This window comes from Saccharopolyspora soli (assembly GCF_022678645.1).
Lineage (GTDB): Bacteria > Actinomycetota > Actinomycetes > Mycobacteriales > Pseudonocardiaceae > Saccharopolyspora > Saccharopolyspora soli.
Window position 1 is genome coordinate 117,674 of sequence record NZ_JALBWV010000017.1, and the last position, 17,423, is coordinate 135,096.

13 protein-coding genes are annotated in these 17,423 nt (G+C 68.4%); 7 read left to right on the forward strand and 6 right to left on the reverse strand.

The window, feature by feature from the left end:
* From MOQ72_RS15435 to MOQ72_RS15450, 4 genes are all read left to right on the forward strand, one after another.
* A complete protein-coding gene (locus MOQ72_RS15435) occupies positions 1-393 on the forward strand; it encodes a Zn-ribbon domain-containing OB-fold protein (RefSeq protein ID WP_242184223.1) in 393 nt (130 codons plus the stop codon).
* A complete protein-coding gene (locus MOQ72_RS15440) occupies positions 390-2,477 on the forward strand; it encodes an acetate--CoA ligase family protein (protein WP_242184224.1) in 2,088 nt (695 codons plus the stop codon). Before MOQ72_RS15435 ends, MOQ72_RS15440 begins: the two co-directional genes overlap by 4 nt.
* A gap of 167 nt (positions 2,478-2,644) precedes the next feature.
* A complete protein-coding gene (locus MOQ72_RS15445) occupies positions 2,645-5,149 on the forward strand; it encodes a M14 family metallopeptidase (RefSeq protein ID WP_242184227.1) in 2,505 nt (834 codons plus the stop codon).
* A gap of 147 nt (positions 5,150-5,296) precedes the next feature.
* Positions 5,297-6,868 carry an alkaline phosphatase D family protein gene (locus tag MOQ72_RS15450; RefSeq protein WP_242184228.1) on the forward strand — a complete coding sequence of 524 codons (1,572 nt, stop codon included), beginning with the start codon at positions 5,297-5,299 and terminating at the stop codon, positions 6,866-6,868.
* Between the two features lie 124 nt (positions 6,869-6,992).
* On the opposite strand, the gene MOQ72_RS15455 is transcribed toward MOQ72_RS15450, so the two are convergent.
* Positions 6,993-7,496 carry a SixA phosphatase family protein gene (locus MOQ72_RS15455; protein ID WP_242184230.1) on the reverse strand — a complete coding sequence of 168 codons (504 nt, stop codon included), beginning with the start codon at positions 7,494-7,496 and terminating at the stop codon, positions 6,993-6,995.
* Positions 7,497-7,628: 132 nt separating this feature from the next.
* On the opposite strand from MOQ72_RS15455, the gene MOQ72_RS15460 reads away from it, so the two are divergent.
* Entirely contained in the window at positions 7,629-9,308 is a 1,680-nt protein-coding gene (locus tag MOQ72_RS15460; RefSeq protein ID WP_242184231.1) for an acyl-CoA dehydrogenase family protein, read from the forward strand.
* Positions 9,309-9,430: 122 nt separating this feature from the next.
* Here the strand turns inward: MOQ72_RS15460 and MOQ72_RS15465 are convergent, their stop codons facing one another.
* The 5 genes from MOQ72_RS15465 to MOQ72_RS15485 form a co-directional block, all read right to left on the reverse strand.
* On the reverse strand, positions 9,431-9,961 hold the full coding sequence (locus MOQ72_RS15465) for a GNAT family N-acetyltransferase (RefSeq protein WP_242184232.1): 531 nt from the start codon (positions 9,959-9,961) through the stop codon (positions 9,431-9,433).
* A 138-nt stretch (positions 9,962-10,099) separates the two neighbouring features.
* Positions 10,100-10,585 carry a GNAT family N-acetyltransferase gene (locus tag MOQ72_RS15470; protein ID WP_242184233.1) on the reverse strand — a complete coding sequence of 162 codons (486 nt, stop codon included), beginning with the start codon at positions 10,583-10,585 and terminating at the stop codon, positions 10,100-10,102.
* Positions 10,586-10,629: 44 nt separating this feature from the next.
* Complete coding sequence (locus MOQ72_RS15475) at positions 10,630-11,121, reverse strand: GNAT family N-acetyltransferase (protein ID WP_242184234.1); 492 nt, start codon at positions 11,119-11,121, stop codon at positions 10,630-10,632.
* 104 nt (positions 11,122-11,225) lie between these two features.
* Positions 11,226-12,626, reverse strand: a complete 1,401-nt coding sequence (locus MOQ72_RS15480) for an Nramp family divalent metal transporter (protein WP_242184235.1) — start codon at positions 12,624-12,626, stop codon at positions 11,226-11,228.
* 231 nt (positions 12,627-12,857) lie between these two features.
* Entirely contained in the window at positions 12,858-14,258 is a 1,401-nt protein-coding gene (locus tag MOQ72_RS15485; protein WP_242184236.1) for an Nramp family divalent metal transporter, read from the reverse strand.
* 183 nt (positions 14,259-14,441) lie between these two features.
* Here MOQ72_RS15485 and MOQ72_RS15490 point away from each other — a divergent pair, with 183 nt between their 5' ends.
* Together MOQ72_RS15490 and MOQ72_RS15495 are read left to right on the forward strand one after the other, a co-directional pair.
* Positions 14,442-14,879 (forward strand): DUF4383 domain-containing protein, encoded by a 438-nt coding sequence (locus MOQ72_RS15490; RefSeq protein WP_242184237.1) that lies wholly within the window; start codon positions 14,442-14,444, stop codon positions 14,877-14,879.
* 137 nt (positions 14,880-15,016) lie between these two features.
* Positions 15,017-17,380 carry a xanthine dehydrogenase family protein molybdopterin-binding subunit gene (locus MOQ72_RS15495; RefSeq protein WP_242184239.1) on the forward strand — a complete coding sequence of 788 codons (2,364 nt, stop codon included), beginning with the start codon at positions 15,017-15,019 and terminating at the stop codon, positions 17,378-17,380.
* Positions 17,381-17,423 lie beyond the last annotated feature (43 nt).

Consider the following 17,423-nt stretch of genomic DNA (forward strand, 5'->3'; position numbering starts at 1 on the left):
ATGGTGCAGAACGCCCAGGACGCCGAGACGCGTCCGTTCTGGGACGGCATCGCCGCCGGTGAACTGCGCCTGCAGCGCTGCGCCGACTGTGGATCGGCGATCTTCTACCCGCGATCGGTGTGCCCGAACTGCTTCGGCGATCGGATCGACTGGGTCACCGCGTCGGGCCGCGGCACGGTCTACTCCTGCACGGTCGCGCACCGGGCGTTCGGCGAGTTCGCCGAGCAGGCGCCGTTCACCGTCGCGCTGGTCGACCTGGACGAGGGGCCGCGGATGATGACGCGCATCGTCGCCAGCGAGCAGGTGGGCATCGGTGATCGGGTCGAGTTGGTGATCACCAGGCTTGCCGCGGATTCCCCCGAAGTGCCCTGCTTCCGGGTGGTCGGGCGATGACCGCGGCGGTGCGGGCGCTGTTCAACCCCCGCTCCATCGCACTGGTCGGCGCGACCGACAAGTCCGGCTGGTCCTCGGCGACCTTCCAGAACCTGCGCAACAACGCCTTCCAGGGGCCGGTGTACCTGGTCAACCCGCGCACCGAGGAAGTGCACGGCGAGCACGCCTACCCGAGCCTGTCGGCCATCCCCGAGCGGGTCGACCTGGCGTACGTGATGGTGCCGACGCATGCGCTGGTGCCGGTCCTGCGGGAAGGCGCGGAGCTGGGCATTCGCGGATATGTCGTGCTCACCGCCGGGTTCGGCGAGACGGGTGCCGAAGGGCTCCGGTTGGAGCACGAGGTGGCCGAGTTCGCCCGCGAGCACCAGTTGACCGTGCTGGGGCCCAACGGCAACGGCTACATCAACGCGGCGGCCGGCATCACCCCCTACGGCCTGCCGATTCCCACTCCGCTGCTCAGCGGCCCGATCGGGGTGGTGTTGCAGAGCGGGGCGCTGGCCAGCGCGGTGCTCAACTTCTCGCAGGCCAGAAACGTCGGCATCAGCCTGCTCACCGCGATGGGCAACGAGACGGTGCTGTCGGTGACCGACGTGATCGACTACCTCGTCGACGATCCGGCGACCAAGGTCATCGCGCTGTTCCTGGAGCAGATCCGGCGTCCGGACGAGTTCGCCCGCGTCGCGCGCCGGGCCGCGCGGGCCGGAAAGCCGATCGTGGCGCTGAAAATCGGCTCCAGCGAACTGGCCTCGCACACCGCCCAGGCGCACACCGGGGCGCTGGTCGGCGACGACGCGGTGGTCGACGCGGCCTTCCGGCAGCTCGGCGTGATCCGGGTGCGTTCGCTGGAGGACCTGATCATCACCGCCGGGATGCTGGCCTCGGTCGGGCGGCTGCCCGGTCGCCGCATCGGCGTGGTCACGCCATCCGGCGGGGCGTCGGAGATCATCGCGGACCGCGCGGCGGAGGAAGGGCTGGAACTTCCCGGATTCGCACCGGAAACCGTGGCGCGGCTGAAGGAGATCGTGCCGGAGTTCGCGACCGTGCAGAACCCGCTGGACGTGACCGGCTACGTGCTGATCGACCGGACGCTGCTGGGCCGCGCGCTGGAGGTGGTGGCCGACGATCCGGGCATCGACGCGGTCCTGCTGCTCGCCGACCTGCCGAGGGTGGCGCCGCCGAACCCGGAACTGAGCATCCAGGCGTTCCAGGCGAACGCACGTCGGATTCGCAACGCGCCACGACCGGTCGCGGTGGTCGGCAACGTCTGCGCCGATGTCAGCGAATTCGGCCGGATGATCCAGCAGAAGTCGGATTTCCCATACGTCGCAGGGGGAATCGAGCACGGCATGAGCGCCCTGGGAGCTGCGGCGCGCTGGTCGGAATCCTTTCTGTCCGATGTGGACATTCCGGATCCAGAGCCGTTGGATGTGCGGGGGTCCGGCATCTGGGCGGAGCACCGAGCGGCCGCTCTGCTTGCGGAGCACGGGATTCCGGTGGTTCCGGCGGAGCTCGCGGTGGACGCGGACGCCGCGGTCGCCGCGGCCGAGCGGTTCGGCTATCCAGTCGTGCTCAAGGCGGTTGCCGACGGCTTGGGGCACAAGAGCGACATCGGCGGTGTGCGGCTGGGGCTGTCCGGCCCGGAGGACGTGCGCCGGGCGCACGACGAGGTGTGTGCGACGCTGCGCGAGCGCGCGGCGAGCGGGATCAGCACGCTGGTGCAGCCGCAGCGCAGCGGCGGCGTGGAGCTGTTGGTGGGCGTCGTCCGCGACCCGGTGTGGGGGCTGACGATGGCGATCGGGCTCGGCGGTGTGTGGGTCGAGGTGCTGCGCGATTCGGCACTGCGGCTGCTACCGGTCGACCGCCACCAGGTCCGGCAGGCGCTTGGTGAACTGCGCGGTGCCCCGCTGTTGCGCGGAGCTCGTGGTGCCAAGCCAGCGGATCTGGACGCGGTGGCTGACGTCGTGGTGCGCATCGGTCAGCTCGCGGCGGGGATCGGTGAGCGGCTGGAATCGCTGGAGGTGAACCCGCTGCTGGTGGACGGCAACCGAGTCGAAGCCTTGGACGCACTGATCACCTGGCACTAGGACGCTCCGCACCGCCTCGACCGGGGCAACGCAATTTCTCGTGAAATCGCGTGACTCCTGCGTGAACGGAACCGTGGCGACGAACGGCCGTGCGGCGGTTGACTTTTCAACTGTGCGCTGATCAACTTTTCGCTGCTGCTTGGGACTGTAGGGGATTGGCGGGCCGCATGGCGAAGGTTCGAAACCGAAGCAGAATTTTCGTCGGCGCGATCGCGCTGCTCACGGCGTTGCCGTTGTTCGTGGTGCCGACGGCGCACGCCACGGCGGACGCGTCCTGCGACCCGTTCACCGCGCCCGCGGTCGACGACTCGGTGCCGAATGCACGCGATGTCCTCGGGATCGACCTGGGCGAGCGGGATGTCACCACGGCGGAGTCCGACCGCTATCTGCAGGCGGTTTCCGACGCCAGCCCGAAGGTCGTCGACGGCGTCCTCGCGAGGTCCGTCGAGGGCCGTCCACTGCGCTACGCGGTTGTGGGGCAGGAGAAGTGGGTGCGCCCAGGTGCGCTCGAAAACATCGGGCGACAGCTGAACCGCCTCCGCGATCCGCACACGCCGGAACCGGTGGCCCAGCAGATCATCCGCGACACCCCAGCAGTCCTGTGGGTGGGAGCGAACGTCCACGGCGGTGAGGAGAGCGGCACGGACGCGGCGCTGCGGGTGCTCTACGAGCTCGCCGCCCGCACCGATTGCACGGCGCCCACCATCCTCGACGATGCGATCGTCGTGGTCCTGCCGACGCAGAACCCCGACGGTCGGGAGGCCGACACCCGCCGCAACGCCAACGGGTTCGACATGAACCGGGACTGGTTCGCCCGCACCCAGCCCGAAAACGACGGCAAGCTGGAGAAGCTGCGCGAGCTTCCGCCGCAGATGTTCATCGACGCGCACGAGATGGGCAGCGAGGACTTCTTCTTCCCGCCCAACGCCGACCCCGTCTACCACGACATCGGCGAGACGCCGCTGAACTGGGTCTACAACGTCTACGGTCCGGCGATGCAGCAGGCTTTCGGCCGCTTCGGCATCCCCTACTTCAACGGTCGGTCCTACGACCTGATGTACATCGGCTACGGCGACACCGTGCCGTTGACCGGGTTCAACGCGGCCGGGATGACGTTCGAGAAGAACTCCGAGGACCCGACGGCAGAGCGCGTCGGCGAGCAGTACACGGCGATCTGGGCGACGCTGATGGCCGCCGGGGCGCGCGACGACGGTCTGCTCGCCGAATGGCGGGCCGAGCACCTGGAAGCCTACCGGCAGGGCGTCGCCGGTGAGCTGGAGCCGAACCAGCTCTACTGGAACGACGGCGAAATCTCCAACCCGGTGCCCGACATCAAGGTCAAGAACTACTTCCTGCGCACCGACGACCCCGCGAAGGCCGCCGAGGTGCAGCGCCTCGCGCGGCGGCTGCAGCGGATGGACGTGGAGGTGAACCGCCTCGTCGCACCGCTGACGGTGCCGGACTACACCGAGTACGGCCGACCCCCGCAGCAGACGACGCTACCCGCTGGGACGTTGTGGATTCCCATGGCACAGGGCCAGAAGCACTGGGTGCAGGCGATGCTCAACGAGAACAGCTACGTGCCGTTCCCGTACTTCTACGACGTCACCGCCTGGAGCGGGCCGTTGCTGGAGAACATCAGCGGGGGCCACTCGGGCGCGGATTTGCGTCCGCTGGCGATGCCCTTGCCGGAACAGGCCGAACCGATCGCGCAGCCGCTCGCCCACGCGCCGCGGACGGCGGTCTGGCAGGTGTCGACGACGGACAGCGCCGCGATCGAGTCGTCCGGTTGGCTGCGCTGGTGGCTCGGCGAGCAAGCGGGACTCGGCTTCGGCGACCTCACCGCCGCGCAGATCGCCTCCGGTGCGCTGTCCGACTACGACGTGCTGGTGGTGCCCAACGGTCCGGAAGCCGACGCCGCCGACTCGCTCGGCGAGCAGGGGCAGGCGGCGCTGACCGAGTGGGTGCGTGGCGGCGGAACGCTGATCACACTGCGGGACAGTTCGCGATTGGCCGCTCGCTTCGGGCTCACCTCGGCCACCTTCGCCGAGCCGACCTCCGACATCCCCGGTGCGTTGATCCGGATGGAACTGGACCCGGACAGCCCGCTGGCGGCCGGGGTCGGCCCGACCGCGTGGGCGATGTACGAGTACGACTCCGTGTGGTCGGCCCCAGCGGAGTCGTCGGTGGCGCAATTCCCCGCCGCTGGCGATCCCGACTGGTACATCTCCGGCTTCGCCGAAGGCGCCGATCAGTTGCATGGCAAGAGCGCGGTCGTGGACGAGAACGTCGGCGCCGGACGCGTTGTGCTGTTCGGCTTCGACCCGAACTACCGGGCGTTCACCAACGGCACCGCCAAGTTGCTGCTCAACGCCATCACCGGGCCGAAGGCCGCGAACGCACCGCAGGCTGCCGCCGCGCCAGGGGCATGGCAGGTGGCCGCGGCGAGCGCGAATCGGATGGTGATCAGCGTGCGTCCGGACGCGGCCGACGAGGTGCAGCGGTTGATCGCCCAGCGCGGTGCGGTCGCCGAGGTGGTGCGCGGTCCGGATGTCGTGCGGTTCCGCATCGATCTCGGTGGCGTGAACGCCGACGAACACCCGTGGGCGCGGCGACTGGCCGACGATGTCGCTTCGCTCGGGCAGAACGTGGTGGCGATCAGCATGCCGTGACGGTGGGTGGACACCGGGTGATCTGGTGGGCAAGATCCGGTTGCGGCTTGCCCGCCGTTCACCTCCGCGACAGTTGGCGGAGGCTTGCCGGATGCTCGCGGTGCGCAGGATCGCTCCGGTGTCCGGTTTTGGCCGAGGGAGTGGTGGATGTCCGGAAAACTGAATCGCCGCAGGGTGTTGAGCATCGGCGGTGCGAGCGCGGCCGCGGTGCTGCTCGGTACCGGAGCGTGGAGCAGTGCTGCCGCCGATGCCCGGCTGCGCGGCGGCTACCCGTTCTCGCTCGGTGTTGCCTCCGGCGATCCGCTGCCCGACGGCGTCGTGCTCTGGACCAGGCTGGCGCCCGAGCCGCTGGCGGCCGACGGTTCCGGTGGCATGCCGGACAAGCCGGTGCAGGTGCTCTTCGAGGTGGCCACCGACGACCGGTTCCGCGACGTCGTCCGCCGCGGATCGGCCACCGCGACTCCCGAACTCGGCCACTCGGTGCACGCCGAGATCTCCGGTCTTCAGCCGGGGCGCGAGTACTTCTACCGGTTCCGCGCCGGAGGCGAGCTCAGCCCGGTCGGCCGGACCAAGACCGCGCCCGCCGCAGGTGCCGCGCTGGCGTCGCTGTCCTTCGCGTTCGCGTCCTGCCAGCAGTGGAAGGCCGGTTTCTACACCGCCTACCAGCACATGGCGGCCGACGACCTCGATCTCGTCGTGCACCTCGGCGACTACATCTACGAGGACGACCAGACGGCGAACAAGCGCGGGGTGGCCCTCGGCGATGAGTTCAAGCCGGAGACGGAAACCCTCGGCCGCTACCGGCTGCAGTACTCGCTGTTCAAGTCCGACCCGCACCTGCAGGCCGTGCACGCGCGGTTCCCGTGGGTCGTCACGATGGACGACCACGAGGTGGAGAACAACTGGGCCGACGAGATCTCCGAGAACAACGCGGACCCCGCGCTGTTCCTGCAGCGCCGGGCCGCGGCCTTCCAGGCGCTGTACGAGAACCAACCGGTGCGCCGCGCGGCGATGCCGCAGGGTCCGGACATGCGCCTGCACCGCCGGTTGCAGTTCGGCGACCTGGCCGAGCTGACCATGATCGACACCCGCCAGTACCGCGACGACCAGCCCTGCGGCGACGGCACGGCGGTCGACTGCGCGGAGCGGCTGGACCCCAACCGCACGATCCTCGGCGCGGAGCAGCGCGACTGGCTGCTGGACGGCTTCTCCAGGTCCCAGGCCCGTTGGCAGATCCTCGGCAACCAGGCGCCGATGGGCGAGACCGATCTCGACGCGGGCCCGGCGAAGGAACTGTTCATGGACCCGTGGGACGGCTACGTGGCGGATCGCAACGCGGTCCTGGCGGGCGCGGCCGACCGCGGAGTGCGCAACCTGGTGGTGATCACCGGTGACCGGCACCAGAACTACGCCTGGGACCTCAAGAGGGATTTCGAGGACCCGAATTCGGCCACGGTGGCCAGCGAGTTCGTCGGCACCTCGATCACCAGCGGCGGCAACGGCGCGGACATGACCGACGATGGCCGAACGATGCTGGCGGCGAACCCGCACATGAAGTTCTTCAACTCCCAGCGCGGCTACGTCCGCTGCACGGTGACCCCGGAAACCTGGCGCAGCGACTACCGCGTAATCCCGTTCATCGAACAGCAGGACGCCCCGATCACCACCCGAGCCACCTACGTCGTCGAAGACCACAACCCAGGCGTCCAACCCGCCTGATCCGGTGATCTTGGGGAGGTGAGGGGCACCCTTTACCAAGTAACTTGGTGAAGGGTGCCCCTCAGTCATCACTCGATCGGTGGGGAAGTGCGCCGGAGCGGATCCATCTGGATGTGGCCGACGGTCAGCCGCGGGGTTTGGCGAAGGTGGCGTCGGTCGCCCAGGATTCGCCCACTTCGGACCAGGGCGAGTCGCCGCAGAGGAGCGCGATCGCCGCGGTCTTGAGTTCGGCCGGTTCGCCGGTGAGCAGCTGGACGAGGTCTTCGAGGCCGGGGTTGTGGCCGACGATGGCGGCCGTCATGACCGCGGGCGGCAATTCGCGGATGACGTTCAGGAGTTCCCGTGCCGACGCCGCGTAGATCCGGTCGTCGTAGGTGAGCGTGGGCTCCGCCGGGATCTCCGGGGCGGCCAGCTCCCAGGTCTGGCGGGTTCGCACGGCCGGGGAGCACAGCACGAGTTCGATCGCGGCGGCGTGCTTGCGCAGCCATTCGCCGACAGCGGGCGCGTCGCGGCGGCCGCGATCGGCCAATGGCCGGTCCACGTCATCGGTGTCGTCCGGCCAGGCCGACTTCGCGTGCCGCACCAGCACCAGTTTCCGCTGCGCATCGGTCATATCTGCGCGCCCCATCTACTCGCCGTGACTACTTGTTCCACGGTAAGGGCCAGGCGCGGCGACGGCCCGCATTGAGTCGCCGGACGACTCAGCGCGCCACCGATTCCGTATTGGACAGCCCTGCGCGGCGGTGGAAACGTGCTGGGCATGAGCTTCGTCGATCCGGATCCGGCCCTGCGCCCACTGCTGGGCCGCTACGTCGACGCGATGGACCGCGTCGAGCCGGTCCTGCACGACATCGGTGCGGTTGCGGCCGGTGAGCTGGACGAGCTCGCGGCGGTCGCGGAGACCAACCCGCCGCGACTGCGCCAGTACGACGCCAGCGGCGAGCGCATCGACGAGATCGTCTACCACCCCGCCTACACCGAGATGTCGCGGCTGGCCTTCGAGCGGTTCGGCCTCGCGGCGATGTCGCACCGGCCGGGCGTGCACGGCTGGCCGACGAAGGTCCCGCACGTGGTCAAGTACGGGCTGTCGTACGTGTTCGTGCAGGCCGAGTTCGGTCTGTTCTGCCCGGTATCGATGACCGACTCGGCAGCGCGGGTGCTGCGCAAGTTCGGCGACGAATCGCTGTTCGCGGCCGAGATCGACGGCTTGAGCTCAACCCGGTTCGACACGCTGCTGACCGGCGCGATGTTCATGACCGAGAAGCAGGGCGGCAGCGACGTCGGCCAGACCGCGACGCAGGCCACTCCGGACGGTGCACATTGGACACTGCGCGGCCAGAAGTGGTTCGCCTCCAACGTGAACGCGGACGTGATCCTGACGCTGGCCCGAGTTCCAGGTGGCCCGGCGGGCACGAAGGGCCTCGGCCTGTTCATGGTGCCGCGACTCCGCCCGGACGGTAGCCGCAACACCTACCGGATCGATCGGCTCAAGGACAAGCTGGGCACCCGCTCGATGGCCAGCGGCGAGGTGACGCTGGAGGACTGCTACGCCCTGCCGGTCGGGGACCTCTCGCGCGGTTTCGTGCAGATGGCCGAGATGGTCAACGTGTCGCGGCTGTCCAATGCGATGCGCGCGGTGGCGTTGATGCGGCGTTCGCTGCACGAGTCGATCAGCCACGCGCGGCAACGGGTGGCGTTCGGCAAGCCGCTGTTCGACCAGCCGTTGATGCGCAAGACGCTGCTGCCGATGATGCTGCACACCGAGGCGGGCCTCGGATTCGTCCTGGAAGCGGCGGCCACGCTGGACCGGGCGGACGCCGGAGGCGCCGAAGCGCGTCGGCTGATCCGGGTGCTGACGCCGCTCGGCAAGTACCACCTGTGCAAGCTGGCGCGGGTGGTGACCGGCGAGGCGATGGAGATCCGCGGCGGCAACGGGTACATCGAGGACTGGATCAACCCGCGCCTGGTGCGCGACGCGCACCTGGGATCGATCTGGGAAGGTTCGAGCAACGTCATCGCACTGGACGTCCTGCGCTGCATCCGCAAGGACAACGCGCACGAACTGCTGGCCGACACCGCCCAACACCGCCTGGAACGCATCGGAGACGCCGATGTGGCCGCAGGTGCCGAACGACTGCTGGCCGACGTGGCGCGGCTGCGGACGCATGGCAAGTCGCTGCTGGTGGAAAGCGACGAGTACGCCCAAGCGATGTGCGGCGAGTTCACCAACCTGGCCGCCCAGGTGACGATGGCGTCCCTGCTGTTCGAGCAGGCCGACTACGAAGCCCGAACCGGTCTGGGCTACCGAAAGCTATTGGTGGCGAACACATATCTGCACCACATCGTGCGACCGTCCAATCAGGTCCCTTCGGCGCTGCGCTGGCTGGCGGAACTGGCCGATGGCGGCGAAGTCCCAGCCGAAGCCGCCGCTGGGGACTGAGCCCGGGGAAGCGAGCAACTCGACGCTGCGCTGCAACTCGTCGGGTTCGCCACGGCACCGAGATCCTTACCGCGCCTGATGCGTGCCGGGGCGGCGATTTCTCGCGAAACCGCACCGGTGGTTCAGGGGGTTCGGTTTGGGCTGATGGTCAGGCGCCAGTTGAGTTCGCCGTTTTGCCATTGGCCGGTGGGTTTGAAGCCGGTGGCCGTTGCCACCGCCGCCGACGCTCGGTGGTCCGGGTGGATGTGCGCGACGACGTCGCGGACCGGTTGTCGGCGCAGCCAGTCGACGAGGCCGCGCGCGGCTTCCTTCGCGATCCCTCGCCGTTGCCAGGCCGTGCCCACGATCCAGGCGATCTCGGCGATCGGTCCGCGATCGCTCGGACTTATCGTGGCCTGGACCGTGCCGACCAAACGAGCCTCGTCCAGCAGCCGCACCACCCAGTTGCACCAGGACACCGCGGGATCCGGTGCGCCCGCGATTATCCGTTCGTACCGGGTGCGCAGCGTTCGCGCGGACAACGGGGCACCACCGATGAATGTGTACAGCTCCGGGTCGGCCAGCACGTTCGCCATCTCCGCGGCGTGGTCGACGCGAAGCGGCACCAAACCGAGCCGCTCGGTCCGGATCACCTGGGGTCTGATCGCACCCACACCGCCCTACCTTTCACGCGTGGCACCCGCTCGTCCGGAAGAATCGGGCGGCGCAGGAATGGCTTTCGTACTCGCTGGCTCAAGAGGCTGAACCCCTGTCCCCGCCTTTCGGGATCCCGACACCTACCGCGCATTCCCTCAGCGCAGCGCCTTCCGGAAGTGGATGAGTTGGTAGTCGCCCGCCGAGGTGCGGTGCGTCTCTTGGTAGCCCAGCCGTCGGTACAGCCGCAGGTTCGCGGTGCTGTGCTCGCCGGTGAACAGGTTGATCGTCTCGATACGTGCGGGCAGGTGCTGTTCGACGTGCCGGAGCAGTCCGGTGCCGAGGCCGTGGCCTTGCCGATCGGGAGCGACCACCAAGCGGCCCAGCCCTGCTGCTGTCTCGCCAAGCGCGACGCGGACCGCCGCGACGAGGCGGCCCGCCTCCCGGCAACCCCAGGCCAGGCAGGACGACCGGGCGAGCTCGTCGCGGATTTCGTCGAGGGTTTCGGTCAACGGCGGCATCCGAACGTCATCGTGGGACTGCGCTTCGGTGACATAGGCCGCTCGTTGCAGTGTCAGCACTTCACCGGCGTCCGCAGCGGTCAGGCGGTCCAGGACCGCAGTGCCGTTGGTGGCGGCAGGCATCGACGGTTCCTCTCGGGACGTGCGCGCCTCGGACGATTCGCCGATCACCGCAGTTCCTTCGTGAACCAGTGGTCGGCGTAGGGGCTGCTGTTGTAGGCCGCGATCTCGTGGAAGCCGTGTTTGGCGTAGAGCGCGCGGGCTTCGACGAGATCGCGGCGGGTTTCCAGGCGCACTGACTGGAAGCCGAGATCACGGGCGTGCTCTTCGGCGGCGGCCAGCAGCCGGGCACCGATACCGCGGCCGCGCGCCTGCGGTCGGACGTACATCCGCTTGAGCTCGGCGACGCCCGGTTCGAGCTCGCGGATCCCGACGCAGCCGGAAAGCTCCGTCCCGTGCCGGGCCAGCAGGAACACGCCCGTCGGCGGGTTCAGGCCGTCGTTGGGATCTTCGGAGATCGCCGAGTCGATCTCTGCGTCGGTCGCGGGGCGACCGTAATACCGGCTGGCCATCTCGTCGGTGTACTCGCGCAGCAGTTGGACGGCAACCGGATCGGCCACGCCGACCGGTGCGATGGCGCAGGAGTTGTGCTGGTCCACGACGCGATTCTCACCTGGCTGTCCACCGAATATGCGTCACAGGACGCGAAGGGTGAGGGGCACCCGTGACCGAGTAACTGGGTCACGGGTGCCCCTCACTCCGGTCAGCCGAAGGAGACGCCGAAGACGTTCAGGAGGCTGTAGACACCGAGCAGGGTGATCGCGATGCTGCTGATCACCAGGAGGGTGTTGAACCAGCCGCCGCCGTGCAGGCGCTTGTCGACTTGGGTTTTCCGCAGGTACCAGGTCGCGACGACCACGGCGGGCAGGAAGATGCCGGTCATGATGCCGCCGATCTGGACCATGACCACCGGCGAGTTGATGAACAGGTAGGTCGCGCCCCACACGATCGGCAGCGCCACCGTGAAACCGCGGATCCACTTCTGCCGGGACCGGGCGTTCTGCCAGTCCACCGCACCCAGCTCGGCCAGGACGTTGGTGTACATCCGCGCCCAGCTCGGGATCGCGGCCCAGAGCGTGGAACCGAGCACCGCGATCGCGCCGATGAGGAACGCGATGGCCGCCCACTCGCCGATGACGTCGGTGTACATCTGCGAAAGGGTGGTGATCATCTCGTTGCCTTCGAGCACCAGCCCCTGCGGGTTGAGCACCGCGGCACCCATCACGAAGAACGCCAGGGTGCTGAAGGTGTAGATGACCCAGGACAGGAAGACGTCCTTGTACATCACCTTGATCCAGCCCTGCGCGCGCTGCCGCCACTGCTCGGTGTCCTCGGCCGGCCCGACCCACCGGGCGTAGCCCTTCTCCAGGCACCAGTAGGTGTAGAAGGTGATCTCGTCGGCGCCCACGCCGGTGATGCCGAACATCGCGATGGCCGCGCCGATGGCGCCCGCCGGGATGCTGAAGGTGAGTCCGCTGAGCAGGTCGCCGCCGCTGTATCCGAACGGTGTGAACGGCAGGCCGAGCGCGATCACGACGGTTGCCACCGAGAACACCGCCACCAGCGCGAAGGCGCCGCGTTCGATCAGGCTGTAGTTGTTCGAGTACAGCAGGGCGATGCTGCCCGCCACGATGATGAGCGTCCACACCGTCAGCGAGGTGAAGCCGAGCGGATCACCGCCGACCGGGATCAGCATGCTGAAGGCGACCGCGGTACCGCCGACGATGCCGCCCACCTGCAGCAGCTTGGACAGCGCCATGAGCATCCACAGCAGGTTGATCCAGCCGACCCGACCGATCTTCGGCGGTACCTCGTTGAAGCCGGTCAGCGCCGGTTTGCCGGTGATGATCGTCCAGCGGGCGAGTTCGGCCTGCACCGCCACCTTGACCGCCGTGGAGAGGATGACCATCCACAGCAGCGCGAAGCCGACCTCCGCGCCGAGCGCGGTGGTGGCGATGAGCTCTCCGGACCCGACGATCGAGGCGCTGACGATCAGTCCAGGGCCCAGGTACCGCAGGCTGGACTTCCAGCCCTTGGGTGGTTCCTTGATGCCGTCCGCGGTGAGAACGTACGGATCGTCGCTGGTCGCGACGGGTGTTCCCATCGGGCACTCCTTTGTGCTGAGTGAGATTGATTTTTCACATTCGTGAAATCGGACTTATGGATGTGAAAACTACATTCGCGAACGGGGCCGGTCAACGGCCGATATCGAGCCGAGACGCAGTGCCCCGAAAGGCCGAGGTTCGAACGATAGGACGCACAGCCGGTGATCGCGACGTTTCAGGGGCGGCCGCCACCTCTGCCGCCCCAAACGACACTTCGGGAACAGGCGCGCTCAGTCCACGCCGAGGCCGAAGACGTTCAGGACCGTGTAGATGCCCAGCAGCGTGATCGCGATGCTGCTGGCCATCAGAAGCGCGTTGAACCAGCGACCGCCGTGCAGGCGCTCGTCGACTTGGGTTTTCCGCAGGTACCAGGTCGCGACCACGACAGCGGGCAGGAAGATGCCGGTCATGATGCCGCCGATCTGGACCATGACCACCGGCGAGCTGATGAACAGGTAGGCGGTGGCCCACAGGATCGGCTGGAGTGCGATCAGCACCTTGATCGAGCGTTGCCGGGCGGGGATGTTGTGCCAGTCCAGGAATCCGACGATCGAGAACAGGTTGGTGTACATCCGCGCCCAGCTCGGCAGACCCGCCCAGAGGGTGGAGCCGAGCACCGCGATCGCGCCGATGAGGAACAGCGCGCTCGCCCACTCGCCGATGACGTCGGTGTACATCCGCGACAGCGTCTCCATCAAGCCGTTGCCCTCGATCACCAGGCCCTGAGGGTGCAGCACGGCCGCGCCCATGAGGTAGAAGGCCAGGGTGCTGAAGGTGTAGATGACCCAGGACAGGAAGGTGTCCTTGTACATCACCTTGATCCAGCCCTGCGCGCGCTGCCGCCACTGCTCGCTGCCGTCCGGTGGACCCGACCAGCGCGCGTAGCCCTTCTCCAGGCACCAGTAGGTGTAGAAGGTGATCTCGTCGGCGCCCACGCCCGTGATGCCGAACATCGCCACCGCCGCGCCGATCGCACCGGCCGGGATGGCGAAGGTGAGTCCGGTGAGGACGTCGCCGCCGCTGTAGGAGAACGGCGTGAACGGCAGTCCGAACGCGATGGCGATGGTGACCACCGAGAACACCACCACCAGCAGGAAGGCGCCGCGCTCGATGAAGCGGTAGCCGCTGGAGTACAACAGCGCGATGCTGCCGAGCGCGACGATGATGGTCCACACCGTGATGGAGGTGCTGCTCATCGGTTCGCCGCCGATCGGGATCAGCAGGCTGAAGGCGACCGCGGTGCCGCCGATGATGCCACCGGCTTGCAGCAGCTTGGACAGGGCCAGGATGATCCACAGGACGTTGATCCAGCCGATCCGGCCCAGCCGCGGCGGGACGTCGTTGAAGCCCGACAGCGCGGGTTTGCCGGTGCAGATTGTCCAGCGGGCGAGTTCGGCCTGCACCGCGACCTTGACCGCGGTGGACAGGATCACCAGCCACAGCAACACGAATCCGACTTCGGCGCCGAGCGCGGTGGTGGCGATGAGCTCTCCGGACCCGACGATCGAGGCGCTGATGATCAGGCCCGGACCCAGGTACCGCAGGCTGGCTTTCCAGCCCTTGGGCGGTTCTTTGATGCCGTCTGCGGTCAGCAGGTATGGATCGTCGTCAGACGCGACAGTTGTTCCCATCGAGCACTCCTTTGTGCCGACTCCGCGCCGGGCGAGATCGCGCGGAGGTTTCCAGGGTTTTCACATCCGTGAAGCAGTCGCTTGATCTGTGGAAAATACCGGCGCGCCGGGCCGAGGTCAACGGGCGTCAGCGGCAGGTTTTCGATCGGGCGGCAGCGGGCACTCCACTGCCCGGAGGTGTCGATGGCTCCCCGGATCCACTGGCCGAACCGCTGGGCGCTGGTGCTCACCGCGGAGGGTTTGCTGCTGGTCCTGCTCGGCCTCCTCGGACTGGCCAACGCCGGTTGGCGTGCCTCCGAAGACGTCCCAGTGCTGGTGATCTTCCAGCTCAACACCGCGCACAGCATCTTGTTGCTGGTCGCCGGAGTGCTGGCACTGGTCGCCGCGCGGTGGCGGCGCGGCGTGGTGGTGTTCGCGGCGTCGCAGATGGTCGTCGGCGTAATGCTGTTCGTCTACGGCACGGCGGAAAGCACCGTCGGTGAAGGACGGACGCCGTTCTCGCTGGACCCGGCGGAGAACTTCCTGCACGCGGGCCTGGCCGTGCTGGGTTTCATCATCCTATGTGGAGTGACGTCCGCGCCCACCCCCACCGAGCCGCGTCGGATCGTCACCGGTCATTGAGGCGGAATCGGGCAAGCCGGGCCGACGATTCGGCATTGTCGGGGGTGCGGGAATTTTTCCTGGACTTTCGTTGTTGATCTGTGTTCGCAACGGGTTCTCCGATGCTTGTCGACGGTTTGACGGATAGGGTTCGAACTATGGTGGGTTCATTGCTGGGGACCGAGGTCCAACGGGTCGAAGACCCGGAACTGCTCCGCGGTCGGGGCACCTACGTCGGCAACCTCGACTTCGAGGGCATGGTGCACATCGGATTCGTCCGCTCGCCGGTGGCGCACGCGCGACTGACCGGCGTCGACGTCAAGGCTGCCGCCGCCGCGCCGGGCGTTGTCGCGGCGTTGGCGGCGGGGGATCTGGACATTCCGGTCGCGCCGCCATTCGTCGTGCTCAACCCGAACTGCGAGCGACCGCCGCTGGCCACCGACCGGGTTCGGTTCGTCGGCGAGCCGGTCGCGGTGATCGTCGGCGAGAGCGCCGCGGCGGTCGCTGATGCGATCGAACTGGTCGACGTCGACTACGACCCGCTGCCCGCTGTCGCGGATCCGGAGCGCGCCCTGGACCCGGCGGCCGAAACGCAGTTCCCGGAGCTGGGTTCGAACGTGGCTGGCGGTTACCGCGATGCGGCCGGTGCGGATGTGCTGGCCGAGGCTGACGTGGTGGTGCGGGCCCGCATCGAGAACCAGCGCGTCGCGGTGGTTCCGCTGGAGGGCAATGCGATCGCGGTGCAGCCGGGTGGTCCGGATCAGGAATACGACGTGACGGTGCACGTCTCGACGCAGATGCCGCACGGCTTGCGGGACGGCGTGGTCAAGGCGTTCGGCTGGGCTCCGGAGCGGGTGCGGGTGATCTCCCCGCACGTCGGCGGCGGGTTCGGCGGCAAGGCGGGGATGATCTCCGAGCACGCGGTGGCCATCGCGGTCGCGCAGCACTTGGGACGTCCGGTGCGGTGGATCGAGTCCCGTTCGGAGAACATGCAGGCGATGCCGCACGGCCGTGCCCAGGTGCAATACGCGGAGCTGGGGTTGCGCCGCGACGGCAGCATCGTCGGGCTGCGCTGCCGGGTCATCGGTGACGCCGGCGCCTACGCGGGCTTCGGCGGCTCGTTGGCGATGGGGTCGACGCGCATGATGTCGCAGGGCGTCTACCGGATCCCGAAGATCAGCTACGACGCGGCGGCGGTGCTGACCAACACCACACCGGTCGGCGCGTTCCGCGGCGCGGGACGACCGGAGGCCGCGGCGATGCTGGAGCGGCTGATGGACCTGGCCGCGGCCGAGCTGGACATGGACCCGGTGGCGTTGCGGCGCAAGAACTTCCTGGTGCCGGAGTCCTTCCCGTACCAGACGTTGGTCGGCGCCAGCTACGACAGCGGTGACTACGAACGGCCGCTCGCCGAGGCGCTGCGGCTGGCCGACTACGACGGGCTGCGCGCTGAGCAGGCGCGTCGCATCGCCGCTGGTGAACAACTGCTGCTGGGCATCGGGGTGAGCTCCTACGTGGAGATCACCGGTGGCGGCGCGGGGGAGTACGCCGAGGTCGAGGTGCACGAGAACGGCGCCCGGATCAAGGTCGGCACCTCCGCGCACGGGCAGGGCCACGCGACCGCGTTCGCCATGATCGTGTCCGACAAGCTGGGCATCCCGATGGAGTCGATCGAGTTCCTGCAGTCCGACACCGCGCAGGTGCCGCGCGGTGGGGGCACCGGCGGCTCCCGGTCGCTGCAACTCGCTGGCAGCGCGGTGCACGAGGCCGGTGAGCTGGTGCTGCAGAAGGCAAAGGAGTTGGCGGCGTCCCGCTTGGAGGCGTCGGTCGACGACATCCAGGTGACCGACAGCGGCGAACTCGGCGTGGCCGGGGTGCCGAACGCGACGGTGGCTTGGGCGGAGCTCGCTCGGGCGGCTGCCGACGACGGGGACCGGCTGGCCGCGAACATCGACTTCGCCCCCGCCGGTGCGACGTTCCCGTTCGGCGGGCACGTGTCGGTGGTCGAAGTGGACGTGGAGACCGGGTACGTCCGTCCAGTGCGGCACATCGCGGTGGACGACTGCGGTCGGGTGCTCAACCCGATGATCGTGCGCGGTCAGCAGCACGGTGGTGCGGCCCAGGGCATCGCGCAGGCGTTGTGGGAGCAGGTCACCTTCGACGCCGAGGGCAACCCGGAGACCGGCACGCTCGCCGACTACACGATCCCGTCGGCGGCGGACCTGCCGTCGCTGGAGACGGCGAACACCGAGACCCCGAGCCCGTTCAACCCGATGGGCGCCAAGGGAATCGGCGAGTCCGCCACGGTCGGTTCGACACCGGCGGTGCAGAACGCGGTGGTCGACGCGTTGAAGCACCTCGGCGTCCGGCACATCGACATGCCAGCCACTCCGGAGCGGGTGTGGAAGGCGATCCAGGCCGGTAGCAGCGCGACGTACTGGCAGGAGCCACCGGCGGCCTTCGAAACGCTGCCGGTCCGCGCCGCGGACGCCCCGGACGAGGCGGACGAAGCCGTGGTGTAACCCGTTTGAGTTCGAGGTGAGGGGCACCCGTGACCCAGTTACT

What these genes read in the sequence shown, in the direction of transcription:
- MOQ72_RS15435 (WP_242184223.1), top strand. Translation starts at nt 1, where the DNA reads ATGGTGCAGAACGCCCAGGACGCCGAGACGCGTCCGTTCTGGGACGGC.
- MOQ72_RS15440 (WP_242184224.1), top strand. Translation starts at nt 390, where the DNA reads ATGACCGCGGCGGTGCGGGCGCTGTTCAACCCCCGCTCCATCGCACTG.
- MOQ72_RS15445 (WP_242184227.1), top strand. Translation starts at nt 2,645, where the DNA reads ATGGCGAAGGTTCGAAACCGAAGCAGAATTTTCGTCGGCGCGATCGCG.
- MOQ72_RS15450 (WP_242184228.1), top strand. Translation starts at nt 5,297, where the DNA reads ATGTCCGGAAAACTGAATCGCCGCAGGGTGTTGAGCATCGGCGGTGCG.
- MOQ72_RS15455 (WP_242184230.1), bottom strand. Translation starts at nt 7,496, where the DNA reads ATGGGGCGCGCAGATATGACCGATGCGCAGCGGAAACTGGTGCTGGTG.
- MOQ72_RS15460 (WP_242184231.1), top strand. Translation starts at nt 7,629, where the DNA reads ATGAGCTTCGTCGATCCGGATCCGGCCCTGCGCCCACTGCTGGGCCGC.
- MOQ72_RS15470 (WP_242184233.1), bottom strand. Translation starts at nt 10,585, where the DNA reads ATGCCTGCCGCCACCAACGGCACTGCGGTCCTGGACCGCCTGACCGCT.
- MOQ72_RS15480 (WP_242184235.1), bottom strand. Translation starts at nt 12,626, where the DNA reads ATGGGAACACCCGTCGCGACCAGCGACGATCCGTACGTTCTCACCGCG.
- MOQ72_RS15485 (WP_242184236.1), bottom strand. Translation starts at nt 14,258, where the DNA reads ATGGGAACAACTGTCGCGTCTGACGACGATCCATACCTGCTGACCGCA.
- MOQ72_RS15490 (WP_242184237.1), top strand. Translation starts at nt 14,442, where the DNA reads ATGGCTCCCCGGATCCACTGGCCGAACCGCTGGGCGCTGGTGCTCACC.
- MOQ72_RS15495 (WP_242184239.1), top strand. Translation starts at nt 15,017, where the DNA reads ATGGTGGGTTCATTGCTGGGGACCGAGGTCCAACGGGTCGAAGACCCG.